The organism is Streptomyces sp. NBC_00091 (assembly GCF_026343185.1).
Lineage (GTDB): Bacteria > Actinomycetota > Actinomycetes > Streptomycetales > Streptomycetaceae > Streptomyces.
Map to the genome: position 1 here is coordinate 244676 of NZ_JAPEMA010000003.1, position 23281 is coordinate 267956.

The window sequence follows — 23281 nt, forward strand, 5'->3', positions numbered from 1 at the left end:
CGCGGCGACGATCGGGGCATGTCCGCCCGTACACGTCTCGGCTACGCCTCCGGCTCCCTGGTGACCGGAGCCTTCAACACGCTGCCCGGTCTGCTCCTGCTGCCCTACCTGACCGACACCCTCGGTGTCGGGGCCGCCCTGGCGGGGGCCGTCGTCCTGGTGCCCAAGGTCTGGGACGTGCTGCTCACCCCGCTCGCGGGGCGGATCGGCGACCGCTCCCACGGCCGGTGGGGCCCGCGGCGGGGCCACATCCTGGGCGGCGGACTCGGGGTGGCCGCCGCCTTCGCGCTGATGTTCGCGGGGGCCGCGAAGGGTCCGGCGGGGGCCCTGTGGGCGGCCGCGGGCTTCCTGCTCACCGCGACCGCGTTCGCGTTCTTCCAGGCGGCGTACGCCGCGCTGCCCGCCGAGATCACCGCGAGCCCGCAGGAGCGGGTGCGGCTGGTGGGCGGGCGGGTCGCGGGCATCGCCGTCGCCGCCCTGGTCGCCGGATCGGCCGCGCCGGCCGTCGTCGAGGCGGGCGGCGGGGGTCTGTCCGGGCACCGCTGGGCCGGGCTGTTCGGCGCCCTCGTGATCGCCGCCGGGACGCTCGGCGTGTTCCTCGGGACCTCCCGGGCCGGCGCCACCGCCTCCACCGGGTCCGCGGGCGCCCCGCGGGACGGGGGGACGCGGCACCCCGCCGGCCCCCGGGCGTGGTTCGCCGTACTGCGCGGCGATCCGCAGTACGCCGCTCTGCTGCGCGGGGCGGCCGCCCTGGTCGTCGGCACCGGGGTGCTGCTCGCGGGCTGCCCCTACTACGCCGAACACGTCCTGGAGCGGCCCGGGATGACCGGGGTGCTGGTCGCCGCGTTCGTCCTGCCGAACCTGTTCACCACGGGGCTCTGGTCCCGCGTGGGCGCCCGGTACGGTCACCGGCGCGTGCTCGGCCTCTCCTGCGCCCTGTTCGGCGGCGGCAGCCTGCTGTTGTTCGCCGCTCCCGTCCTGCCGCTGTTCTGGGCCCCGGTGGCGCTCCTCGTGGTCGGTGCCGGGCACGCGGGGCAGCTGCTGTTCCTCTACGCGATGCTCGCCGAGTGCTCGGCCCGGGACGCCGTCCGCACCGGGCGCAGCCGGGCCGGTGCGATGTCGGGGCTGTTCAGCGCCGGCGAGGCCCTCGGCCTGGCCGTCGGGCCGTTCCTGATGGGGCTGGTGCTCCAGCTGTCCGGCTACGTCTCCTCGGACACCGGGCACGCCACCGGCCAGAGCTCCGGCGCCGCGTGGGGCGTCCTGGCGGGGATGGCGCTGCTGCCGGCGCTGGCGACGGCGGCCGGGCTGGTGCTGCTGCGCGGCTTCCGGCCCGCCTCCCCCGCCCCGGTGGATCCCGCCCCGGTGGATCCGGCGCCGGGAGCGGTGGCGGCCGCTGCGGCGGCCCGGGCGGAGCTCACGCCAGCCGGGGGAAGGCCGCCGGTTCGGGGGTGACCGCCACCGGGGGGCGCCCCTGGTCGCGGACGAGCTCGACCGGGGCGGCGCCGTCCTCGACCACCGCGCCGATCTCCGCCGCGAACCGCCCGTACGGGTGGGCGCGCAGCGCGGCCAGGACCCCGGCCACCGCCTCCGGCGCGACGAGCAGGCACAGGCAGCTCTCGCTGGAGGCGTGCAGCGGGTCCACCGCCATGGCCTCCAGGGCCATCCGGGCCTCGTACTGCACGGGCAGCGCGCTCTCCTCGACCCGCAGGGTGTGGCCCAGTTCGCGGGCGTACGCGTGCAGCGCGGCGGCCAGGCCGCCGCGCGTCACGGTCCGCACCGCCCGGATCCCCTGCCCGCCGCCGGCCGCGCGGGCCCGGTCCAGCAGCCCGGCCAGCGGCGCGCAGCCGCTGGGGACCAGGCTCTCGAAGCCGAGGCCCCGGCGCACCGACAGGATGTGGGCGCCGTGTCCGCCGAGCGGGGAGCTGAGGACGACGCGGTCCCCGGGGCGGGCGTCGCGGCTGCGCGGCGGGGCGCCGCGGAAGGCGCCGATCCCGGTGGTGTGCAGGTAGACCTGGTCCGCCTCGCCCGCCCGGACGACGCGTACGTCCACGCCGGCGACCACCACGCCGGCCTCCCGGGCCGCGTCGCGCACCGAGCGGCCCAGCCGGTGCAGCTGCTCCAGCGGCAGGCCCGCCTCGACGACCGCCGACAGGGTGAGGGCCAGGGGGCGGGCGCCGGCGGCGGCGAGTTCGTTGACGGTGGCGCACACGGCGACCCGCCCGATGTCCCCGCTGCCGTAGAACGGCGGGTCGACGACATGGGCGCCGGTCACCACGGCGGGCGGGTCCTGGCCGAGGGGCGGACAGGCGCCGAGCACGTCGGCGAGGGCCTCCTCCAGCAGGGCGCGCAGCTCACCGCCCGGGGGCAGCTCGTCGTCGTGGGCGAGGGCGACCTGGCCGCCGAGGACGGCGGCCCCGGCGGCGCTCGTCCCCGTCATCCGGTTTCCGGCAGCGTACGGCCGTCGCGGAAGCGGTTGATGGCGTCGAGGTGCTCGGCGCGCAGCTCGTGGTCGCGGACGCCCAGGCCCTCCTCGGGGGCCAGCGCGAGGACGCCGACCTTGCCCTGGTGGAGGTTGCGGTGGACGTCGTAGGCGGCCTGGCCGGTCTCCTCCAGCGGGTAGACCTTGGAGAGGGTGGGGTGGATCCGGCCCTTGGTGATGAGGCGGTTGGCCTCCCAGGCCTCGCGGTAGTTGGCGAAGTGCGAGCCGATGATCCGCTTGAGTGACATCCACAGGTAGCGGTTGTCGTACTCGTGCATGAAGCCGGAGGTGGAGGCGCAGGTGACGATCGTGCCGCCCTTGCGGGTGACGTAGACGCTCGCGCCGAAGGTCTCGCGGCCCGGGTGCTCGAAGACGATGTCCACGTCCTCGCCGCCGGTCAGCTCGCGGATCCGCTTGCCGAAGCGCTTCCACTCGCGCGGGTCCTGCGTGTGCTCGTCCTTCCAGAACTTGTAGCCCTCGGCGTTGCGGTCGATGACCGCCTCCGCGCCCATGGAGCGGCAGATGTCGGCCTTCTCCGGGCTGGAGACCACGCAGATCGGGTTGGCCCCGCCGGCCAGGGCCAGCTGGGTGGCGTACGAGCCGAGGCCGCCGCTGGCGCCCCAGATCAGGACGTTGTCGCCCTGCTTCATGCCGGCGCCGTTGCGCGAGACCAGCTGACGGTACGCGGTGGAGTTGACCAGGCCCGGTGAGGCGGCCTCTTCCCAGGTCAGGTGGCGCGCCTTGGGCATCAGCTGGTTCGACTTGACGAGGGCGATCTCCGCCAGGCCGCCGAAGTTGGTCTCGAAGCCCCAGATGCGCTGCTCGGGGTCGAGCATCGTGTCGTTGTGGCCGTCGGCCGATTCCAGTTCCACCGACAGACAGTGCGCGACGACCTCGTCGCCGGGGTGCCAGCGGTTGACGCCGGGGCCGGTGCGCAGGACCACGCCCGACAGGTCGGAGCCGATGATGTGGTACGGCAGGTCGTGGCGCGCGGCGAGCGGGGACATCTTGCCGTAGCGCTCCAGGAAGCCGAAGGTCGCCAGCGGCTCGAAGATGGAGCTCCACACGGTGTTGTAGTTGACCGAGGAGGCCATGACGGCCACCAGGGCCTCGCCCGGGCCCAGTTCCGGCAGCGGGACCTGCTCGACGTGCATGGACTTGCGGGAGTCGCGGTCACGGGTCGCGATGCCCGCGAACATGTCCGTATCCGACTTGTGCACGGTCACCGCGCGGTACGACTCGGGCAGCGGCAGGGCCGCGAAGTCGGCAGCGGTGACAGCGGGAGAACCGCTGCCAGATGCGGTCGACGCGGCGATCGCGTCGAGGATTTCCTTCACAGAGGCCTCCGGCGGTTCGGACGTGACGTTCCACTGATACGCATCCCGGCCCCCGAAGTCCCGGGCGCGGCACATGCAGTGGGGTCCGCACGGGCGAGGTAGGGGTGCCCCGGGTGCCGGGCGGAGCGGGCGGCCGTGTCCGGGCGGCGGTGTCGGGGCGGCCGCGTGCAAGCCCGGCTTTAGCCCGCCGCCGGACGCTCGTCGCCGCGCACCGGCCGGACCGGCGCGTCTGCGTCGAAAGGGGCCCTCATGAGCACCCAGGAGGAAATCCGGCACGCGTCGCTGCGGGAACGCACGGCGGAGCTCGCCGTCCTGCGGGAGCAGGCGGTACGGGGTCCGAGCGAGAAGGCGACCGAGGCCCAGCACGCCAAGGGGAAGCTGACCGCCCGCGAACGCCTCGAACTCCTCTTCGATGAGGGGACGTTCACCGAGATCGAGGGGCTGCGCCGGCACCGTGCCACCGGCTTCGGCCTGGAGTACAAGAAGCCGCACACCGACGGAGTCATCACGGGGTGGGGACTGGTCCACGGCAGGACCGCCTTCGCGTACGCCCACGACTTCCGGATCTTCGGCGGCGCACTGGGCGAGGCCCACGCACAGAAGATCCACAAGCTGATGGACCTCGCCGAGACCACCGGGGCACCTCTGGTGGGCCTGTGCGACGGCGCCGGCGCCCGCATCCAGGAGGGCGTCACCGCGCTCGCCGGCTACGGCGGCATCTTCACCCGCAACGTGCGCAGCTCCGGGGTGATCCCGCAGATCTCCGTGGTCATGGGCCCGTGCGCCGGCGGGGCCGCGTACTCCCCGGCGCTGACCGACTTCGTCTTCATGGTCCGCGGAACCTCGCAGATGTTCATCACGGGACCCGACGTGGTCCAGGCGGTCACCGGCGAGGCCGTCACCAGCGAGACCCTCGGCGGGGCCGACAGCCACGCGGGGACCTCCGGCGTCGCGCACTTCGCGTACGACGACGAGGAGAGCGCGCTGGAGGACGTGCGCTACCTGCTGTCGCTGCTGCCCGCCAACAACCGCGAACTGCCGCCGGCCGGCGACACCGACGACCCGCCCGGCCGGCGCTGCGAGCGCCTGGCCGACCTGGTGCCGTCGCGCCCCAACCAGGCGTACGACATCCGCGAGCTGATCGAGGAGGTCGTCGACCACGGGGAGCACTTCGAGATCCACGCCCGGTGGGCGCAGAACGTCGTCTGTACGCTGGCCCGGCTCGGCGGGCAGACCGTCGGCATCGTCGCCAACCAGCCCTCCTGCATGGCGGGCGTCCTCGACATCCAGGCGAGCGAGAAGGCCGCGCGCTTCGTGCAGTTCTGCGACGCCTTCAGCATCCCGCTGGTGACGCTGGTCGACGTACCGGGCTTCCTGCCGGGCGTGGGCCAGGAGCACGGCGGGGTGATCCGGCACGGGGCCAAGCTGCTGTACGCGTACTGCAACGCCACCGTGCCGCGGATCTCGCTGATCCTGCGCAAGGCCTACGGCGGCGCGTACATCGTCATGGACTCCCGCTCCATCGGCGCCGACATCGCACTGGCCTGGCCGTCCAACGAGATCGCCGTGATGGGCGCCGAGGGCGCCGCGAACGTCATCTTCCGCCGTGAGATCGCCGCCTCCGACGATCCCGACGCGGTGCGCCAGATGAAGATCAAGGAATACCAGAGCGAGCTCATGCACCCCTACTACGCCGCGGAACGAGGCCTTGTGGACGACGTCATCGACCCCGCCGAGACCAGGTCCCGGCTCATCGACGCGCTGGAGATGTTGCGCGGCAAACACGCGCCGCGCCCCAGCCGCAAGCACGGGAACCTCCCGCTGTGAGCCCCGCCGAGGCCCAGCTCCAGCAGGCCGCCTTCCACGTGATCGGCGGGTCCCCCACGCTGGAGGAGGTCGCGGCCATCGCCGCGCTGCTCACCGCCCGGATGCTGGGCGCCGAGATCGCCCCGCCCGATCCGCTCCTGGCCCGCGCCCATTGGCCCGTGGGGGACGGGGACTTCCGCGCCCCGGGCGCGTGGGGATCGTAGGGCGTGCGGTTCCTCCCCTTTTAGACCAGCTTTAGCGGCATCCCGGATCCTGTGCGGGCAGGCAGTGAGGCTGCTGCCCGCGCACCCGGCCGAAGGAGACGACGACCATGACAGTGCAGAGCCCGAACGTCATACTCAGCGGCGGACCCGCGACCAGTCTCGAAGAGCTGGACCGCATCCGCTACGTGGAGGACACGAACGCGAAGGTGAAGGTCCTCAACGGGAACCGGTACGAACACTTCGAGCCCACCGGGGGCACCGTGGTGGACCCGGAACTCGAGCTCGAACTCCTGGTGTACGCCTACAGCGGCCACACCTACATCGCCGAGTAGCCACAAGCAGCCACGCGGGGAGACACACGAGAGCCGTCCGGGCGCGCAGAGCGCCCGGGCGGTTCTCGTCGTAGGAGTGGACACGTGGGGTGCACCGAGCATCCGGCCCAGTTCGCCGCGCGACTGCTGGAGGCACCGGGCGGGAAGTGACGCGGGCCCCGCCTCCGCAGCCCGGGATCCGGGGGTCAGCGGGCGACCGTCCAGGTGTCGGGGCCCGTGAGGAGGGCTCCGAGGTCGGCTTTGCCGTACTGCTCGATGGCGGTGTCGAGCTGTTCGGCCATGAGGGTGTCGTAGACGGGGCGGTCGGTGCTGCGGAAGACGCCGATGGGGGTCTGGTGGAGGGTGTCGGGGTCGGCGAGGCGGGACAGGGCGAAGGCGGTGGTGGGGCTGGCCGCGTGCGCGTCGTGGATCAGGATCCGCGCTTCGTTCTCCGCGGTGACCTCGACGACCTCGAGGTCGCCGGTGCGTTCGTTGCGGATGACGCCCTTGGTGTGGTCGGTGCCGAAGCGGATGGGGTGGCCGTGTTCCAGGCGGATGACGGCTTCCTGGGCCTGGTTCTGGTCCTTGAGGGCTTCGAAGGCGCCGTCGTTGAAGATGTTGCAGTTCTGGTAGATCTCGACGAGGGCGGTGCCGGGGTGGTCGGCGGCCTGGCGCAGGACTTCGGTGAGGTGTTTGCGGTCGGAGTCGATGGTGCGGGCGACGAAGGAGGCTTCGGCGCCGAGCGCGAGGGAGACCGGGTTGAAGGGGGCGTCGAGGGAGCCCATCGGCGTGGATTTGGTGATCTTGCCGAGTTCTGAGGTGGGGGAGTACTGGCCTTTGGTGAGTCCGTAGATCCGGTTGTTGAAGAGGAGGATCTTGAGGTTCACGTTGCGGCGCAGGGCGTGGATGAGGTGGTTGCCGCCGATGGAGAGGGCGTCGCCGTCGCCGGTGACGACCCAGACGGACAGGTCGCGGCGGGAGGTGGCCAGTCCGGTGGCGATGGCGGGGGCGCGGCCGTGGATGGAGTGCATCCCGTAGGTGTTCATGTAGTACGGGAAGCGGGAGGAGCAGCCGATGCCGGAGACGAAGACGATGTTCTCCCGGGCCAGGCCCAGCTCGGGCATGAAGCCCTGCACGGCCGCCAGGACCGCGTAGTCCCCACAACCCGGACACCAGCGGACCTCCTGGTCCGACTTGAAGTCCTTCATCGACTGCTTGGCCTCGGCCTTGGGGACCAGGGACAGCAGGGTGGGGGCGTCGGTCACCTCAGTCATTGATGGCCTCCTTGAGAACCGTCGCGAGCTGCTCCGCCTTGAAGGGCATTCCGTTGACCTGGTTGTACGACTGGGCGTCGACCAAGTACCTCGCCCGGATCAGGGTGGCCAGCTGCCCGAGGTTCATCTCCGGCACCACTACCTTGTCGTAACGCTTCAGGACCTCTCCGAGATTCCTCGGGAAGGGGTTGAGGTGGCGCAGGTGGGCCTGCGCGATGGGGGTCCCGGCGACGCGCAGCCGGCGGACGGCGGCGGTGATGGGGCCGTAGGTGGAGCCCCAGCCCAGGACCAGGGTGCGGGCGCCGTCCGGGTCGTCGACCTCCAGGTCCGGGACCTCGATCCCGTCGATCTTGGCCTGGCGGGTACGGACCATGAACTCGTGGTTCGCCGGGTCGTAGGAGATGTTGCCCGTACCGTCCTGCTTCTCGATCCCGCCGATCCGGTGCTCCAGACCCGGGGTGCCGGGCACGGCCCAGGGGCGGGCCAGTGTCCGCGGATCCCGCTTGTACGGCCAGAACACCTCGGTCCCGTCGGCCAGCTCGTGGTTCGGGCCGGTCGCGAACTGAACCTTCAGATCGGGGAGGTCCGCCACGTCGGGGATCCGCCAGGGCTCGGAGCCGTTGGCGAGGTAGCCGTCGGACAGCAGGAACACCGGGGTCCGGTAGGTCAGGGCGATCCGGGCCGCGTCCAGTGCGGCCTCGAAGCAGTCCGCCGGGGTGCGCGGGGCGACGATCGGGACGGGGGCCTCGCCGTTGCGCCCGTACATGGCCTGGAGGAGGTCCGCCTGCTCGGTCTTGGTCGGCAGACCGGTCGAGGGGCCGCCGCGCTGGATGTCCACGATGAGGAGGGGGAGTTCCAGGGACACCGCGAGGCCTATGGTCTCGGACTTGAGCGCCACGCCGGGGCCCGAGGTGGTGGTGACGGCGAGCGAGCCGCCGAAGGCCGCGCCCAGCGCCGCGCCGATGCCGGCGATCTCGTCCTCGGCCTGGAAGGTCCGCACGCCGAAGTTCTTGTGCTTCGACAGCTCGTGCAGGATGTCCGTCGCCGGGGTGATCGGGTACGAGCCCAGGTAGAGCGGCAGGTCGGCGGCGTGCGCGGCGGCGATCAGGCCGTAGGACAGGGCCAGGTTCCCGGAGATGTTGCGGTAGGTGCCGGTCGGGAAGGCCTGCGTCGCGGGGGCGACCTCGTAGGAGACGGCGAAGTCCTCGGTCGTCTCGCCGAAGTTCCAGCCGGCCTTCAGCGCCGCCACGTTCGCCTCGGCGATGCCCGGCCTCTTCGCGAACTTCTTGCGGAGGAACGACTCCGTGCCCTCCGTCGGGCGGTGGTACATCCAGGAGAGGAGACCGAGCGCGAACATGTTCTTGCTGCGCTCGGCCTCCTTGCGGGTGAGGCCGAAGTCCTTCAGCGCCTCCACCGTCAGGGTGGTGAGCGGGACGGCATGGACGCGGTAGGCGTCCAGGGATCCGTCCTCGAGCGGGGAGGTGTCGTAGCCGACCTTGGCCATCGGGCGCCTGGTGAACTCGTCCGTGTTGACGATGATCTCCGCGCCGCGCGGCACGTCCGCGATGTTGGCCTTCAGGGCCGCCGGGTTCATCGCGACCAGTACGTTCGGCGCGTCGCCCGGGGTCAGGATGTCGTGGTCCGCGAAGTGCAGCTGGAACGAGGACACCCCGGGCAGGGTCCCGGCGGGGGCCCGGATCTCGGCGGGGAAGTTCGGCAGCGTCGAAAGGTCGTTGCCGAAGGACGCCGTCTCCGAGGTGAAACGGTCACCCGTCAGCTGCATACCGTCACCCGAGTCACCCGCGAAACGGATGACCACGCGGTCGACACGGCGGATCTCGGATTTCGTCACCATGTCAGGCAGCGTTCTGTTCTTCGCGGCGCAGCTCCGGCTCGTGCTTGTAGCCCATGATCAGCACGTCCCTGACGGCGGCCTTCGTCGGGTCCACGGGGTGGATCGGGCGGACCGCGTGGAGGATCTGGCCGTCCGACCAGAACATGGTGTCCATCTGCTCGGTCAGGCAGAACTCGGTGACCAGCTCCCGGTCCAGGCCGTAGACCTGGGACTCCCCGCCCTCGGCGTTGAAGCGGCCCATCAGGTGGATCGCGCCGAAGTCGACCTCGTCGCGGTGCGGGCCCTCCGGGGTGGGCTCCCCCGTCTCGTCCGGGGTGCTGATGATGCGGAACTGGTGGCACTGGACGTCCCACGGGTCGTCCAGCCAGGAGTCCCGGGGGACGGGGAACCTCTCGAAGTTGGAGCGCAGGAGCCGCGTCAGGAGCGGGTTGTCCAGGGTGGCGCGGCTCAGCGGTGCCACGTCGCGGTCGATGCCGCCGGCGTAGTCGTTGGCGTTCATCGACTGGAAGTAGGGGCGGTGCGGGCGCAGCCGGACCTCTCCGGTGCGGGGCACGAAGAAGAAGCGGTCGTAGCGGCGCTCGCGGAAACGGGAGCCGCCCTTCAGGTACTGGTCCGTCTCCAGGTGCTCCCACTCCGCGGCCAATTCCTTCACATGCTGCCGCAATTCGGCGTCGATGACGAGCCGGTCGGCCGGCAGCAACGAATATCCGTTGGCCCGCAGTTCTTCCCGTGCTTCGTTATGCATTGTTGGCTCCTCCACGCCGGATCTCACGCACTCCTGCTCTGCCGAGGCTCCCACAGCACTGCTGACGCTGAACTGACAGGTCCGGCGAGTCGGCGGGGCGAGTCAGGAGGGCGTCAGCCGGTCGTCACGAGCGCTGTGCTTCACTCGACCGGTATGACACAACAATTGATGGCCTCGCCCAGATCGGAACGCCGGACGGTCCTTGAAGAAATCGTCGTGGCGGAATTCAAGACGGCGCTGCTCATGCCCGACGACGAGGAGCTGCCGCTGGAGGACAGCTTCTTCGAGCTCGGTATGACGTCCTTGCTGCTCACCCTCGTCAAGCAGCGGCTCGAGGAGCGGCTGGGGCGGGCCATCAGCAGTACGGCCCTGTTCAACCAGCCCACCGTCGAGCGGCTGACCGACTATCTGGCCTCGGACGTCCTGGCCGACATCTTCGACGCGAATTGAAAGGGGCGCCCGCCATGCCCGGAACTCCGGAAGAGCGGAATTTACAGGAAAGGCTCGAAGCCGCGGAGGAGACGGTCCGCCGGCAGGAAAGGGAACTCGGGCGGTTCCTTTCGGAGAAGCACGAGCCGATCGCCGTGGTCGGTATCGGAATGCGCCTGCCCGGCGGGAACAATTCCCTTTCCGAGCTGGATTCCTTTCTGCGGGAGGGACGTTCCGGTATCGGCCCCTTGCCGCGTGACCGCTGGGTTCCGGAGGTGGCCGACGGTTCGATCACCGCCGTCGCCGGGGGTTTTCTCGATCGCATAGACGAGTTCGACGCGCAGTTCTTCAACATTCCGCCCAAGGACGCGCCCTTCATCGATCCGGCGCAGCGGCTGCTGATGGAGACGGTGTGGGAGGCCCTGGAGGACTCCGGCATCGACCCGGCCGGCCTGCGGCACGGTGACGGCGGCGTCTACGTGGGCGCCTCGCCGCTGGACTTCGCGCTGGAGCTGGAGGGCCTCTCCGACGAGCAGCTGGACGGGAGCCTGACGACCGGGCTCGGCGCGTACTCCCTGTCGGGGCGGCTCTCGTACTTCCTGGGCTGGCGCGGCCCGAGCCTGACGACGGACACCGCCTGCGCGGCATCGCTGACCGCCCTGCACCTGGCGGTCGAGGGGCTGCGGCGCCGCGAGTGCGGGATCGCGCTGTGCGCCGGGGTGAACACGCTGCACAACCCGCGCTCCTACGTGATCCTCTCGCACGCCCAGATGCTCGCCCCGGACGGGCACTGCAAGACCTTCGACGAGAGCGCCGACGGCTACGCGCGCGCCGAGGGCTGCGGGGCGCTGGTGCTCAAGCGGCTCTCCGACGCGCTGGCGGACGGGGACCGGGTACTGGCGCTCGTACGGGGAACCGCGATCGGGCAGGACGGCGAGAGCGCGGGCCTGAGCGCGCCCAACGGCACGGCGCAGGAGGCCGTGATGCGGGCGGCGCTGGCCAACGCGCGGCTGGAGCCCGGCGACATCCAGTACGTGGAGGCGCACGGGACGGGGACCCCGCTGGGCGACCCGATCGAGATGGGGTCGGTCAACGGGGTGTTCGGCGCCTCGCACGACAAGGCGGACCCGCTGACCATCGGCTCGCTGAAGGCCAACCTCGGGCACATGGAGCCCGCGGCCGGGCTGGGCGCGGTGATCAAGGTGATCGCGCAGATGCGCGCGGGCGCCTTCTTCCCCCACGTGTGGCGGAACCTGTCGGGGCGGATCCCCTGGGAGAACTACCCGATCACGGTGGCGACCGAGGAGCGGCCCTGGAAGGCGCTGGTGCGCCGGGCCACGGTCAACGGCTTCGGTGTCGCCGGGGCCATCGCGGTGGCGGTGCTGGAGGAACCCCCCGCGCGGGAGGCCCCGGCGCGCGGGGCCGCGTACGACGGCGACCGGCGCGGGCAGGTCTTCACGCTGTCCGCCAAGTCGCGGCCGGCACTGCGGCTCCAGGCCGAGCGGTACGCCCGGTTCCTCGCCGAGCACCCGGACACCGGCGTCGCCGACCTGTGCCGCACCCGGGCCACGGGCCGCTCGCACTTCCGGCACCGGGTGGCGGCGGCCGTCGCCTCCACCGGGGAGCTGGGCGCCCACCTGGAGCGGTGGAGCGCGCCGCCCCGGGGGGCGGAGAAGCCCGACGCGTTCCGCAAGACGGCCTTCCTGTTCACCGGCTCCGGTTCGCAGTACGTGGGCATGGGCCGGGCCCTGTACGGCCGCTTCCCCGTGTTCACCCGGTACGTCGACGAGTGCGACGCGCTCTTCGCCCCGCTGCTGGGGCGTTCGGTGGCGGCGGTGATGTTCGGTGACGCACCGGACGCCGAGGAGGTCCTGGCCCGTACGTCCTTCACGCACGCGGCCCTGTTCACGCTGGAGTACGCCCTCGCGCGGCTGTGGCTGTCGTGGGGGGTGCGGCCGAGCGTGCTGATCGGGCACAGCGTCGGCGAGATCGTCGCGGCGACGGTGGCCGGGCTGTTCACCCTCGCCGACGGGGTCGCCTTCCTCGCCGCGCGCTCCCGGCTGATCGAGTCGGTGCGGGCGCCGGGTTCGATGGCGGCGGTGTCGGCGCCCGTGGAGGAGGTCCGCCCGCTGCTGGAGGCCTGGCCCGAGCTGGGCGTCGCGGCGGTCAACGCCCCGGAGCAGTGCGTGGTCTCCGGCGGGGCCGGGGCTCTGGCGCAGGCAGTGGAGGCGCTGCGGGCGGCGGGCCGGACGGTGACGGAGCTGCACGTGACGGCGGCGTTCCACTCGCCGCTGATGGCCGAGGTGTCCGAGCCGCTGGCCGAGGTGCTGCGCGGGATCACCTTCCACGAGCCGCAGCTGCCGCTCGTGTCGAACCTGACGGGGCGGATCGCGGAGCCGCGGGAACTGGCGACCCCCGAGTACTGGGTGCGCCACGTCAACGAGACGGTGGAGTTCGCGGCCGGGGTGCGCACCATCGCGGAGCGCGGCCGGCACGTGTTCCTGGAGCTCGGGCCGTCCTCGGCGCTGACCTCGCTGGCCCGGCGCAGTGTGCGGCAGGAGCAGCACCGCTGGCTGAGCAGCCTGCGCTCGAAGGACACCACGGGCGCCGCCCTGGACGCCGCGCTGGCGGGTGCGTACGCGGCAGGGCTGAGCATCGCCTGGGACGAGGTGCACGCGGGCGGGCCGGGGCGGCGGATCGCGCTGCCCGGCTACGCCTTCGACCGGCGCGGCTACCGGCTGCCGGCGCGCCCGGCCGGGCGCGGGGCGGCCGCCGACGGGCGGCATCCGCTGCTGGGCCGGGAGACCGGACGGGCGGGCGGTCAGCGGGAGTTCAGTGCGCGGATCAGCGCCGCGCAGCCCGCGTACCTGGCGGACCACACCATCGGCGGCCAGGTCTTCCTGCCCGCCTCGGCCTACCTGGAGCTGCTGCTGGCGGTGCAGGACGAGGTCCACGGGGACACCGGCCGGGCGGTGGAGGACGTGCGCTTCCACGAGGCGCTGTTCCTGTCGGAGCGGCCGACGCTGCTGCTGACCCGGGTACGGCCCGCGAGCGGCGGACGTCTGGCGGTGGAGGTGTCCAGCCGGGCCGCCGAGGAGCCCGGGGGCGCCGAGCGGATCCACGCCACCGCCTCCATCGCGGCCGAGGCGGACTACCCGGGCAGCGGCCTCGCGGGCCCGGGCCGGACCCTGCTGGCGCTGACCGGGGCGCTGGAGGACGACGAGCCCTCGCGGGTGCTGGACGGCGAGGAGGTGAAGGCCGCGTACGCCGAGGCCGGGCTGGAGTACGGGCCGCAGTTCCTGCGGGCCCGCCGGGTGGCGGCGTACGGCCCGGACTTCGCGGTGACGGAGCTGCTCGGCGGGGACGTCTCCCGGGCCGAGCTGCTGCCGCCGCCGCTGCTGGACGGGGCGACGCACGGGCTGGCGGCGCTCGCCGACGACGGGCGCCGGTACGTGGCCACGAGCGTGGGCCGGCTGCGCGCCTTCAAGAAGCCGCGCGGGGAGGTACTGCGCGCCGCGGCCCGGGTCACGCGCGCCGAGGACCCCGAGGCGGCGGACCCGGCGTTCGCCCTCGACGTGCTGCTGCTGGAAGAGGACGGCCGGCCGGTGATGGAGCTGTCCGGGATGGGCTTCACCCGGCTGCCGGACCGCCCGGTGGAGGCGGCGGCCGCCGCGCGGACGGCGGAAGCGGCGGCCTCGGCCGCGCTGGTGGACGTGGAGACGCTGGCGGCGGCCCCGGCCGAGGAGCGGCAGGCGGCGCTGGTCTCGCTGGTGCGGGCCACGGTCGCCGCGCTGCTGGCGATCGACGACCCGGAGTACGTCGACACCCGGGCGGGCTTCCTGGAGCTGGGCGTGGACTCGCTGACGGCGATCGTGCTGAAGACCCGCCTCCAGAAGCGGCTGCGCGTCCCGCTGGTCTCCTCGGCGGTCTTCGACCACCCGTCGGTGGAGGAGCTGGCCGGGCTGCTGTCGCGCCTGCTGGCGCCCGAAGCGGTGGCGGCGTCCTGAGCCTTCCGCCGGAACATCCCCATCGAGCACGACCCCGAGCGACGAAACAAGGGACCCCCATGAACAACCGCGACAACCGCGACAACCGTACGGAGGACCGGACCCTCGCCGCCCGCGCGGCGCTGCACGCCCGGACCCGGCCCGACCAGCCGGCGGTGATCTGCGAGGACCGCGCGCTGACCTACGCCGAACTGCACCGGGAGAGCAACCGGACCGCGCACGCGCTGCTGGCCGCGGGCCTGGCGGCCGGGGCGCGGGTGGGCTATCTGGGCCGGGAGTCGGAGCACTACTACGACCTGGCGCTGGGCTGCGCGAAGAGCGGCGCGGTGCTGGTGCCGGTGAACTCCCGGCTCACGGTCGGCGAGGTCGAGCACATCCTGCGCGACTCGCAGGCCGAACTGCTCTTCGTGGAGCGGGAGTTCCGCCCGCTGGTGGACAAGCTGCGGGCGGTGCTGCCGGAGCTGGGCCGGGTCGTCGAGATGGACTCCGACCGTCATGTGGCGGGCGGGTTCCTCGACTGGAAGGCGGGCCTGCCCGACACCGAGCCGGCGGCGGCCGGCGGCGCCGGCTTCGACGACGCGGTCGCGCAGCTGTACACGAGCGGGACGACCGGGCTGCCCAAGGGGGTGGTGCTGGCGCAGCGGACCTTCTTCACCTTCATCGCCGACACCCGGGCGGCCGGGGTGGACTGGATCGACTGGCGGCCCGAGGACCGGGGGCTGAGCTGCTTCCCGGGGCTGCACACGGCCGGCTTCGGCTGGTTCATGCACTCCTTCAACGCCGGCGCCACCACGGTGATCATGCGTCAGTTCATCGCCGACGAGGCGACCCGGCTCATCGAGCGGCACGCGGTCACCACGCTGTGGGCGGCGCCCGCGATGCTGCGGATGATGCTGGCCGAGCGGGGCACCACCCGCGAGACCTTCCGCACGCTGCGCAAGGTGGTCTACAGCGGTTCGCCGATCGACCGCGAGCTGCTCCTGACCTGCATCGACGTACTGGACTGCGAGCTGGCGCAGGGCTACTCCTCGGCGGAGGCGGGCAGTTTCGTCACCTGCCTGGCGCCGCAGGACCACACCCAGGACAGCCGGGTGCTGGGCTCGGCGGGCCGGGCCTGCCCCGGCAACGAGGTCAGGATCCTGGACGGGGAGGGCCGCCGGCTGCCGGCGGGCGAGGTGGGGCGGGTGGTGATCAAGAGCCCGGCTCGCTTCCTCGGGTACTGGCGGCTGCCGGAGGTGACCGCGGGGTCGCTGTCCGGCGAGGCGGGCGAGTGGCTGTCGATGGGCGACATGGGCCATCTCGACGCCGACGGCTACCTGTTCCTCGCCGACCGGGTCAACGACACCATCATCGTCGCCGGCCAGAACATCTACCCGACGGAGGTCGAGAACGCGCTGCGGGCCCACCCGGCGGTCGCGGAGGTCTCCGTGTACGGAGTCCCGCACCCCGATTGGGGTGAGGCCGTACGGGCCGCGGTGGTGCTGCGCGAGGGTGCCGGGGCGACCCCGCGGGAGTTCCTGCGGTTCATGAACGGCCGGATCGCCGGGTTCAAGATCCCCACGGGGTACGACATCGTCGGGGCGCTGCCGCGCAATCCCACCGGGAAGGTGCTGCGGCGGGTGCTGCGGGAGCGGTTCACCGAGACCCCGGCACCCGCGGCGGCGCCGGCTCCCGCGCCGACGCCCGCGCCCGCGGGGTAGCGCCGTGCCGCCCGCGCTGGACTCCGTACGGGGCCCCGTGCCGCCGGGTCCGCTGCCCGAGGTGCAGGGCGCGTCGCGGTGGCTGCATCCGGCCGATGCCGAACCGGACGCGGAGCTGCGGCTGTTCCTGCTGCACCACAGCGGGGGCGGCGCGTCGATGTACCGCGAGTGGCCGGGTCAGCTGCCCGGGTCGGTCGCCTGCCAGGCGGTGCAGCTGCCCGGGCGCCAGGAGCGGCGGCGCGAGGCTCCGTACACCCGGCTCGGTCCGCTGGTGGAGGCCCTGGCCCGGGTGGTGTCGGACGAGCTGGACGAGCGCGCGTACGCGGTGTTCGGACACTCGATGGGGGCGCTGCTGGGCTACCGGCTGACGGTGGAGATGGAGCGGCGGGGCCTGGCGCCGCCGGTGCTCCTCGCCGTGTCGGGGTGGGCCCCGCAGGGTTTCTCGGCGCCGGCGGCGCTGTCCTCGGACCCCCTGGAGGCGCTGCGGCTGCTGGGCGGTCTGCCGGCGGCGGTCGCGCGGGATCCGGAGCTGCTGGCGGCGGCGGTCCGTGCGATGGGCGCGGACGGCGCGGTGTGCGCGGACCACCTGGACGACGGGGCGGCCGTGGGCTGTCCCGTCGTCGCCTACTCCGGGCGTGAGGATCCTCTCCTCGCGCCCGGCGCCATGCGGTCGTGGGCCGGGCGGACCCCGGAGTTCCTGGGGTGCCGGATCTTCCCCGGGGACCACTTCTACCTGAGCGCCCACGCCCGCGCCATCACGGCCGACCTGGCCCAGCTGCTGCCGCGGTACGCCGCGCGGCGCTGAGCGGGCGGCGTTCCCGCAGAACCGGAGGTACCCCGTCATGCTGCCCCGACCCAATGAACTCCTCGCGCGCTACGTCGCGTTGTGGAACGAGAAGGACGCGCAGCGCAGGCGCGACATGGTGTACGGCCTGTACGCGCCGGACTGCGTCTACGTGTTCTACCGCAAGGATCCGATCCGGGGGCACGCGGCGCTCCTGGACCAGCTGGCCTACACGCACGAGGTGTACGGCCCGATGGGGTACGAGTTCCGGTCCTCGAACAACGCGACCGGCCACCACGACGTCGTCCGGTTCAACTGGGTGATGGTCTCGGCGGCCACGGGCGAGATGGAGATGTCCGGTCAGGACATCGTCGTGCTCGCCGAGGACGGGCGAATTCAAGCCGACTACCAGTTCCACGACAGGATGCCCTCGTCCTTCGTCTACAACGACGGGTACGAGGAGCACGGCGTGGCGGTACGGCACGCCGAGCCGAGCCGTACCGGCGCCGGCGGCCCCTGACGTGCGGCGGATGCCCACGCACCCCGGCCCCGCGGCATCCCTGTGCCGCGGGGCCGGGCGCGTTGCCGACGGGCCGTCAGAGGGTGGCGGCCGCCATGGCGTTCGGGACGTACTGGCGCAGGACCAGCTCGGTGGTGGCCAGGGCCATGCGGGCCGGGCCGTCCGAGCCGAGGACCTCGCCGTTGGCCAGCAGGCCGCCGACGATGAGCATCAGGGTGTCGGCCAGGGCGTCGGGGTCCTCCGCGCCGGCCTGGGAACCCCGGTCGCGGAACCAGTTGCGCAGGCCCTTGAGGTGCAGCTTCGCCTCCTCGCGGCCCGGGTGCCCGGGCTCGCGGAACTCGCTGGAGGTGTTGTAGTAGATGCAGCCGTGGAAGTCCGGTTCCCGGACGCTGGCGTGGAAGAACTCCATCAGCGCGAGGACCTGCCGGGCAGGGTCGCCGGTGTAGGGCGCGGTGACCTCTTCGGCCTGCTCCCACCACTGCGCGTCGCTCTCGCGCAGCCAGGCCGCGATCAGCTCGTCCTTGCTGGCGAACTCGCGGTAGAGCAGGCTCTTGCCCACTCCGGTCGCGTCGATCACCTGCTGCATGCCGACGGCCCGGACCCCCTGCTCACCGAAGAGTTTGGCCGAGGCCTCCAGAATCCGCCGCCTCGTACCTGGTGCCGGTGTGCGCGCCATGTCTGAACTCCTTCCCCTCTCCCCCGCGGATCCCAGCATACGTTTGACACAGGGGTTTGTGAGCGCTAGAAATGGACCGATCAGTCCAGGACTGATCGGTCCGTCATTTGTTCCCGTAGAGCTCACTGCTTCCGACGACACTCCGATCGGAGTCTGATCATGACCGAGGCATCCCCGACCTCTCCTCCCATCGCACGGGTGGCACCGCCCGCCCCCGCGGTCAAGAGCCTTCCCCTGCTGCTCCTGGTCGTGTGCGCGGTGCAGTTCCTCGACGCGATGGACATCGCGAGCATGGGACCGGCCCTCCCCCTGGTCCAGGCGGACCTGGGGATGTCGACCTCCGCACTCCAGTGGGTCGTCTCGGCGTACGCACTGGGCTTTGGCGGGTTCCTGCTGCTGGGCGGCCGGCTGGCCGACCTCTACAACCGCAAGAAGCTGCTGATCGGCTGGCTGGCGGTCTTCGTCGTCGCCAGCATCCTGGGCGGCATCGCCGACGACGGCGTGGTCCTGGTGGTCGCCCGACTGCTCAAGGGAGTCAGCGCCGGCATCACCGCACCCGCCGCCATGGCGATCCTGCTCGACGCCTTCCGTGACGAGCAGTCACGCAACCGCGCACTCGGCACCTTCCTCGCCGTGGCCTCGGCCGGTTACTCGCTCGGCCTGATCCTCGGCGGCCTGATGGCGGGCGTCTCCTGGCGGCTCGTGCTGTTCGCGCCGGCCGTGGCCGGTGTCCTGGTCGCGCTGCTCGCCGCCTCGGTGGTCCCCTCGCAGCAGGAGAAGGGCAAGAGCGGCAGCCTCGACATCCTCGGCGCCGTCACGGTGACTGCGGGCGCGGTGGCCCTCGTGTACGGGCTCAGCCGGGCCGCCAGCGACGGCTGGGGCGACGCGCAGACCATCGGCTCGCTCATCGCCGCCGCCGTCCTCTTCCCGCTGTTCGCCCTCGTCGAGAGCCGGCACCCGGCCCCGCTGGTACCCCTGTCGGTCTTCCGCAAGGGCCAGCTGACCCGGTCCCTGATCGCCATGCTCTTCTTCGGCGCCTACGTCTCCTTCCAGTTCGTCCTGACCCTCTACTACCAGGAGCAGCTGGGCTGGTCCCCGCTGGAGGCCGGCCTCGCCTTCCTCCTCGGCGGCGTGCTGACGGCGGGCACCGCCCGCTACGGCGCCGCGCTGGTCACCAAGTACGGCGCCTGGCCGGTCGCGACCGGCGGCCTGGTCCTGCTGAGCGTCGGCTACCTCGGCTGGGTCCTGCTGATGGGTCAGGTCGACCCGCTGGTCACCCTGTTCGCGCAGCAGCTCCTCGGCGGCCTCGGCTTCGCGGCGGTCTACCCGGCGCTGAACATCGCCGCCGTCGGCACCGCCGAGCCCGACGAGCAGGGCCTGGTCTCGGGCCTGTTCAACGCCGGCGCGCAGATCGGCAACGGCGTGGTCATCGCGATCACCGCCACCGTCTTCTCGCTCACCACCGGCGGGATCGCCCCCTACCGGGCCGGTCTGTGGACCGTCACCGCCATCACCCTCGCCGTCACCGTCGTGGCCCTGGCGGGCGCCGCCCGCTACCGCCAGAAGGCCACCGCCTGACCGGAGGGCGGCGCCGCCGAGGCGGCGCCGCCCTTCCCCCGATCGGCCGTGCAACACGTCTGGCGCACCCATTGGATCCCCCGCATCCGGTGCCGGACGTGTTGCACGGCCTTGTCGCGTTTGCCCACCGGTACGGCATTCCTGCGGGCGCGGGGCTTCATTGACATGTTCCTACCTGACCAAGTACGGTCGGGACCGATCGGTCCACTAGGAATTCAGAGCAAGTCGAGCACACCGCCGACATTCCTTCCGGCACCGAATCGAATGCCCGGCGCCAGTGCACACGACACCGTTCTCTTTCCATCTCGCGGGGAGATGTTTGTGTTGCTGTTCTCAGTCCTAGGCTCCATAGAGATAATGAAACAGAGAGTCGCCGTCAGGCTCGGCGGCGCCATGCAGCAGACGCTTCTGGCGACCCTGCTCGCGGCCGGCGGATCCCTCGTCACGGTCGACTCCCTGATCCTCGAACTGTGGGGGACCACACCCCCCAACAAGGTCGAGAACGCCCTCCAGGCCCAGGTCAGCCGGGTCCGCAGGACTCTGGCCGCGGTGGAGCCGGAGCGGGAGGGCTCGCGGGTGGTGACGAGCACCTCCGGCTACATGTTCCTCTTCGACCGGTGGGAACTGGACGCCTATCTGTTCCTCGACACGGTGGACGCGATCCACGCGCGAACGGGAACGGACACCCTGTCCGAGCACCGGCAGAACATCGCGGACCTCCGCGAGGGACTCTCGCGCTGGCGGGGTCCGGTATTCGGCGGACTCGCCGGCGGGCCGATCTGCCAGACCGCCTCCACCCGATATCTGGAGGCGCGGAATTCGGCGCTCATTCTGCTTTACGATCTAGAACTCCGCACCGGTGGCCACGAACGGATTCTCCCGGAGCTGACCGAGCTGTACTCGCGCAACCCGAACCACGAGCAGTTCTGCATGCTGCTCATGCGCGCCCTGTACCGCTCCGGCCGGCAGCTCGACGCCCTGACGGTCTACCGCCAGTGCCGGCACAACATGATCGAGTCCCAGGGCATCGAGCCCTCCCCCGTCCTGAGCCAGTACGAGCGGGCGATCCTCACCCACGACCCGATGCTGCTCCAGGACGAGCCCTACTGGCCGGTGCCGGCCCTCGTCGCGGGCTAGGGCAGGGCGGCCGGGACATGGGCGAGTTCCTGCTGCTGGTCGCGCACGGCAGCCGCGACGCGCGGCATGCGCGGACGGTGCGCGCGCTCACCCGGCGGATCCGGTCGACGAGGCCCGGACTGCCCGTGAGCACGGCCTTCCTGGACTTCGACTCCCCCGCCGTACCGCAGGAGCTGGAGCGGCTGGCCCGTCACGGCGCCCGGAGGGTGGTGGTCCAGCCCCTGCTGCTGACCCGCGCCTTCCACGCGTCGGTCGACCTGCCCGGCGTACTGCGCCAGGCGCCGCCGTCCCTCGCCGTACGGCAGGCCGGGGTACTGGGCCCGGACCCGCTGCTGACCGCCGCGCTGGAACGCCGGCTCCGGGAGGCCGGGCTCGGCCCGCAAGGCCGTACGGCCACCGGCGTGGTGCTCGCGGCCGCCGGAACCACCGACCCCGGGGCGGCCGCCGGGATCGCCGGGATCGCCCGCCGCTGGCAGCACACCGGATGGTGCGCCGTCCGGCCGGCCTTCGCCTCCGGCGGCGTGTTCCCCCGTACCGAGGACGTCGTACGGGCGCTGCGCGCCGAAGGGGTGGAGCGGATCGCGGTCGCCCCGTACGTACTGGCACCCGGGCGGCTCCCGGACCGCATCGCGGCAGGCGCCGCCGCGGCCGGGGCGGACGTCCTGGGCGCCGTGCTCGGCGCCGCCCCCGAACTCGCCCGGCTCGTACTGCTCCGGTACGACGCGGCCCGGGCGGACGCCCTGGCCCTGACGGGCTGATCCGGGCATCGGGTCATCCGCGCAGGCCGCGACGGCGCAGCATGCGGCGCTCCACCGGGGCGAAGACCAGGAGTTCGACGGCGATGCCGACCAGCAGGATCAGGGCGATGGCCAGGAAGATCCGGGCCATGTCGGAGGTCTCGCGCCCCGATTCCAGCAGCTGGCCGAGGCCCAGGCCCAGGTCGGGGGAGCTGGCGATGATCTCGGCGGCCATCAGGGAGCGCCAGGAGAAGGCCCAGCCCTGCTTGAGGCCGGCGAGGTAGCCGGGCAGGGCGGCCGGCATGACGATGTGCCAGGCTCCGCGCAGGCCGGTGGCGCCCAGCGAACGGCCGGCCCGCAGGAACAGCGGCGGGACCTGGTCTATGCCGGAGACGAGGCCGTTGGCGATGGAGGGGGTGGCGCCGAGCAGGATGACGGCGTACATCATCGAGTTGTCCAGGCCCAGCCAGAGCACCGCCGGGGGCACCCAGGCCACCGACGGCAGCGACTGCAGGCCGGACAGGACCGGGCCGACGGCGGCGCGTACGAAGGCCACCCGGGAGACCAGCAGGCCGAGCGGGGTGCCGATGGCGAGGGCCAGCAGGAAGCCCGACAGCCCGCGCCAGACGCTGGTCCACACGACGTCGAAGAGGGTTCCCTTGAGCCACAGGTCGCTCAGGCTGTCCCACACCGCGGAGGGCGGCGGCAGCATGTAGTCGTCGGTGACCTGCGCCCAGGTGAGCACCTGCCACACCGTCAGCACCAGGGCGACGGCCGCGGCCGGGGGCAGGGCCTTCGCGAGCAGCACCCGGCGCAGCGGGGTGCGGGCGCCCTGGTGGGTTTCGAGCGCGTCCAGCCCGGCCAGCTCGTTGGCGGCGGTCCGGGGCCTGAGGTCAGTGCCGGCCATGGCGGCGGATCTCCCCTCGCAGGTGTTCGGTGATCTCCAGGGACAGGTCCGCGACCGCCGCGTCCTCGATGCGGCGCGGCTGGGCGAGGTCCACGGCCCACTCACGGGCGACGCGCCCGGGGCGGGAGGAGAGGAGGACCACGCGCTGGGCGAGGCGGACGGCCTCGCGCACGTTGTGGGTGACGAAGAGTACGGAGAGCCCCGTCTCGGCCCAGATGCGGGTGAGTTCGCCGTGCAGGACGTCGCGGGTGATGGCGTCCAGGGCCGCGAAGGGCTCGTCCATCAGGAGGAGGCGGCTGTCCTGGGCGAGGGCGCGGGCCAGGGCCACGCGCTGGCGCATACCGCCGGAGAGTTCGTGGACGCGCTTGCCGTACGCGCCGCCGAGGCGGACCAGTTCCAGGAGGCGTTCGGCCTCGGTCCTGCGGTCGGCCTTGGCGACGCCCCGCAGCCGCAGGGCGAGTTCGATGTTCTTGCCGGCGGTCAGCCAGGGGAACAGGGCGTGTTCCTGGAACATCAGGGCCGGTCGGCCCTCGGTGGCGATCGACCCGGCGGACGGCTTGTCCAGGCCCGCGACCAGGTTCAGCAGCGTGGACTTGCCACACCCCGAGGCGCCCAGGATGGTGACGAACTCGCCGGGAGCGAGGTCCAGGCTGATGTCGTCCAGGACCACCTGGGGGCCGGCGGGGCCGGGGAAGGACTTCGAGACGTGCTCGATGCGGACGGCCTGGTGGACCGTCGTGGTGTTCTCCGCGTGGATGAGGGCGGTCGCCATCGC

20 protein-coding genes are annotated in these 23281 nt (G+C 72.4%); 12 read left to right on the plus strand and 8 right to left on the minus strand.

Annotated features, from left to right (window positions below; genetic code table 11):
* The first annotated feature begins 18 nt into the window (after positions 1-18).
* Positions 19-1452 (plus strand): MFS transporter, encoded by a 1434-nt coding sequence (locus OOK34_RS32030; RefSeq protein WP_267037651.1) that lies wholly within the window; start codon positions 19-21, stop codon positions 1450-1452.
* On the opposite strand, the gene OOK34_RS32035 is transcribed toward OOK34_RS32030, so the two are convergent.
* The gene (locus OOK34_RS32035) at positions 1415-2437 is read right to left on the minus strand and encodes an AIR synthase-related protein (RefSeq protein ID WP_267037652.1); all 1023 of its coding nucleotides are present in this window, start codon (positions 2435-2437) and stop codon (positions 1415-1417) included. The two genes, OOK34_RS32030 and OOK34_RS32035, sit on opposite strands and share 38 nt — an antisense overlap.
* Entirely contained in the window at positions 2434-3807 is a 1374-nt protein-coding gene (gene ccrA / locus OOK34_RS32040) for a crotonyl-CoA carboxylase/reductase (RefSeq protein ID WP_267037850.1), read from the minus strand. Before ccrA ends, OOK34_RS32035 begins: the two co-directional genes overlap by 4 nt.
* A gap of 258 nt (positions 3808-4065) precedes the next feature.
* Between ccrA and OOK34_RS32045 the strand changes: the two genes are divergently transcribed.
* The 3 genes from OOK34_RS32045 to OOK34_RS32055 all read left to right on the plus strand — a co-directional run bounded on the left by OOK34_RS32045 (position 4066) and on the right by OOK34_RS32055 (position 6178).
* Positions 4066-5643 carry an acyl-CoA carboxylase subunit beta gene (locus OOK34_RS32045; protein ID WP_267037653.1) on the plus strand — a complete coding sequence of 526 codons (1578 nt, stop codon included), beginning with the start codon at positions 4066-4068 and terminating at the stop codon, positions 5641-5643.
* Positions 5640-5846, plus strand: a complete 207-nt coding sequence (locus OOK34_RS32050; protein WP_267037654.1) for an acyl-CoA carboxylase epsilon subunit — start codon at positions 5640-5642, stop codon at positions 5844-5846. Before OOK34_RS32045 ends, OOK34_RS32050 begins: the two co-directional genes overlap by 4 nt.
* Positions 5847-5953: 107 nt before the next feature.
* Positions 5954-6178: a DUF5988 family protein gene (locus OOK34_RS32055; RefSeq protein WP_267037655.1), complete on the plus strand. Its 225-nt coding sequence runs from the start codon at positions 5954-5956 to the stop codon at positions 6176-6178.
* 185 nt (positions 6179-6363) lie between these two features.
* Here the strand turns inward: OOK34_RS32055 and OOK34_RS32060 are convergent, their stop codons facing one another.
* The 3 genes from OOK34_RS32060 to OOK34_RS32070 are packed head-to-tail and all read right to left on the minus strand — an operon-like array spanning position 6364 to position 10031.
* Positions 6364-7422, minus strand: a complete 1059-nt coding sequence (locus OOK34_RS32060) for a 2-oxoacid:ferredoxin oxidoreductase subunit beta (RefSeq protein WP_267037851.1) — start codon at positions 7420-7422, stop codon at positions 6364-6366.
* A gap of 1 nt (position 7423) precedes the next feature.
* On the minus strand, positions 7424-9286 hold the full coding sequence (locus OOK34_RS32065) for a 2-oxoacid:acceptor oxidoreductase subunit alpha (RefSeq protein WP_267037656.1): 1863 nt from the start codon (positions 9284-9286) through the stop codon (positions 7424-7426).
* A gap of 1 nt (position 9287) precedes the next feature.
* Complete coding sequence (locus OOK34_RS32070) at positions 9288-10031, minus strand: 2OG-Fe dioxygenase family protein (protein ID WP_267037657.1); 744 nt, start codon at positions 10029-10031, stop codon at positions 9288-9290.
* Positions 10032-10247: 216 nt separating this feature from the next.
* Between OOK34_RS32070 and OOK34_RS32075 the strand changes: the two genes are divergently transcribed.
* The 5 genes from OOK34_RS32075 to OOK34_RS32095 are packed head-to-tail and all read left to right on the plus strand — an operon-like array spanning position 10248 to position 17471.
* The gene (locus OOK34_RS32075) at positions 10248-10481 is read left to right on the plus strand and encodes an acyl carrier protein (RefSeq protein WP_267037658.1); all 234 of its coding nucleotides are present in this window, start codon (positions 10248-10250) and stop codon (positions 10479-10481) included.
* Between the two features lie 14 nt (positions 10482-10495).
* Positions 10496-14467: a type I polyketide synthase gene (locus OOK34_RS32080; protein WP_267037659.1), complete on the plus strand. Its 3972-nt coding sequence runs from the start codon at positions 10496-10498 to the stop codon at positions 14465-14467.
* A gap of 59 nt (positions 14468-14526) precedes the next feature.
* On the plus strand, positions 14527-16167 hold the full coding sequence (locus OOK34_RS32085; RefSeq protein WP_267037660.1) for a long-chain-fatty-acid--CoA ligase: 1641 nt from the start codon (positions 14527-14529) through the stop codon (positions 16165-16167).
* A gap of 4 nt (positions 16168-16171) precedes the next feature.
* Positions 16172-16972: a thioesterase II family protein gene (locus tag OOK34_RS32090; RefSeq protein ID WP_267037661.1), complete on the plus strand. Its 801-nt coding sequence runs from the start codon at positions 16172-16174 to the stop codon at positions 16970-16972.
* Between the two features lie 37 nt (positions 16973-17009).
* On the plus strand, positions 17010-17471 hold the full coding sequence (locus OOK34_RS32095) for a nuclear transport factor 2 family protein (RefSeq protein ID WP_267037662.1): 462 nt from the start codon (positions 17010-17012) through the stop codon (positions 17469-17471).
* 76 nt (positions 17472-17547) lie between these two features.
* On the opposite strand, the gene OOK34_RS32100 is transcribed toward OOK34_RS32095, so the two are convergent.
* Positions 17548-18147, minus strand: coding sequence for a TetR/AcrR family transcriptional regulator (locus tag OOK34_RS32100; RefSeq protein WP_267037663.1), 600 nt, complete (start codon positions 18145-18147; stop codon positions 17548-17550).
* 159 nt (positions 18148-18306) lie between these two features.
* On the opposite strand from OOK34_RS32100, the gene OOK34_RS32105 reads away from it, so the two are divergent.
* From OOK34_RS32105 to OOK34_RS32115, 3 genes are all read left to right on the plus strand, one after another.
* The gene (locus tag OOK34_RS32105; protein WP_267037664.1) at positions 18307-19725 is read left to right on the plus strand and encodes an MFS transporter; all 1419 of its coding nucleotides are present in this window, start codon (positions 18307-18309) and stop codon (positions 19723-19725) included.
* Positions 19726-20082: 357 nt separating this feature from the next.
* Positions 20083-20862, plus strand: a complete 780-nt coding sequence (locus OOK34_RS32110; RefSeq protein ID WP_267037665.1) for an AfsR/SARP family transcriptional regulator — start codon at positions 20083-20085, stop codon at positions 20860-20862.
* Between the two features lie 17 nt (positions 20863-20879).
* On the plus strand, positions 20880-21620 hold the full coding sequence (locus OOK34_RS32115) for a sirohydrochlorin chelatase (protein WP_267037666.1): 741 nt from the start codon (positions 20880-20882) through the stop codon (positions 21618-21620).
* Positions 21621-21633: 13 nt separating this feature from the next.
* Here OOK34_RS32115 and OOK34_RS32120 read toward each other — a convergent pair whose 3' ends face one another.
* Together OOK34_RS32120 and OOK34_RS32125 are read right to left on the minus strand one after the other, a co-directional pair.
* On the minus strand, positions 21634-22506 hold the full coding sequence (locus OOK34_RS32120; RefSeq protein WP_267037667.1) for an ABC transporter permease: 873 nt from the start codon (positions 22504-22506) through the stop codon (positions 21634-21636).
* On the minus strand, positions 22493-23278 hold the full coding sequence (locus OOK34_RS32125; protein WP_267037668.1) for an ABC transporter ATP-binding protein: 786 nt from the start codon (positions 23276-23278) through the stop codon (positions 22493-22495). Before OOK34_RS32125 ends, OOK34_RS32120 begins: the two co-directional genes overlap by 14 nt.
* Positions 23279-23281: the final 3 nt, after the last annotated feature.

Bases quoted from the DNA above. Each gene is read 5' to 3' on its own strand.
- OOK34_RS32030 (WP_267037651.1), top strand. From the start codon at position 19: ATGTCCGCCCGTACACGTCTCGGCTACGCCTCCGGCTCCCTGGTGACC.
- OOK34_RS32035 (WP_267037652.1), bottom strand. From the start codon at position 2,437: ATGACGGGGACGAGCGCCGCCGGGGCCGCCGTCCTCGGCGGCCAGGTC.
- OOK34_RS32045 (WP_267037653.1), top strand. From the start codon at position 4,066: ATGAGCACCCAGGAGGAAATCCGGCACGCGTCGCTGCGGGAACGCACG.
- OOK34_RS32055 (WP_267037655.1), top strand. From the start codon at position 5,954: ATGACAGTGCAGAGCCCGAACGTCATACTCAGCGGCGGACCCGCGACC.
- OOK34_RS32065 (WP_267037656.1), bottom strand. From the start codon at position 9,286: ATGGTGACGAAATCCGAGATCCGCCGTGTCGACCGCGTGGTCATCCGT.
- OOK34_RS32070 (WP_267037657.1), bottom strand. From the start codon at position 10,031: ATGCATAACGAAGCACGGGAAGAACTGCGGGCCAACGGATATTCGTTG.
- OOK34_RS32080 (WP_267037659.1), top strand. From the start codon at position 10,496: ATGCCCGGAACTCCGGAAGAGCGGAATTTACAGGAAAGGCTCGAAGCC.
- OOK34_RS32085 (WP_267037660.1), top strand. From the start codon at position 14,527: ATGAACAACCGCGACAACCGCGACAACCGTACGGAGGACCGGACCCTC.
- OOK34_RS32095 (WP_267037662.1), top strand. From the start codon at position 17,010: ATGCTGCCCCGACCCAATGAACTCCTCGCGCGCTACGTCGCGTTGTGG.
- OOK34_RS32100 (WP_267037663.1), bottom strand. From the start codon at position 18,147: ATGGCGCGCACACCGGCACCAGGTACGAGGCGGCGGATTCTGGAGGCC.
- OOK34_RS32105 (WP_267037664.1), top strand. From the start codon at position 18,307: ATGACCGAGGCATCCCCGACCTCTCCTCCCATCGCACGGGTGGCACCG.
- OOK34_RS32110 (WP_267037665.1), top strand. From the start codon at position 20,083: ATGAAACAGAGAGTCGCCGTCAGGCTCGGCGGCGCCATGCAGCAGACG.
- OOK34_RS32115 (WP_267037666.1), top strand. From the start codon at position 20,880: ATGGGCGAGTTCCTGCTGCTGGTCGCGCACGGCAGCCGCGACGCGCGG.
- OOK34_RS32120 (WP_267037667.1), bottom strand. From the start codon at position 22,506: ATGGCCGGCACTGACCTCAGGCCCCGGACCGCCGCCAACGAGCTGGCC.
- OOK34_RS32125 (WP_267037668.1), bottom strand. From the start codon at position 23,278: ATGGCGACCGCCCTCATCCACGCGGAGAACACCACGACGGTCCACCAG.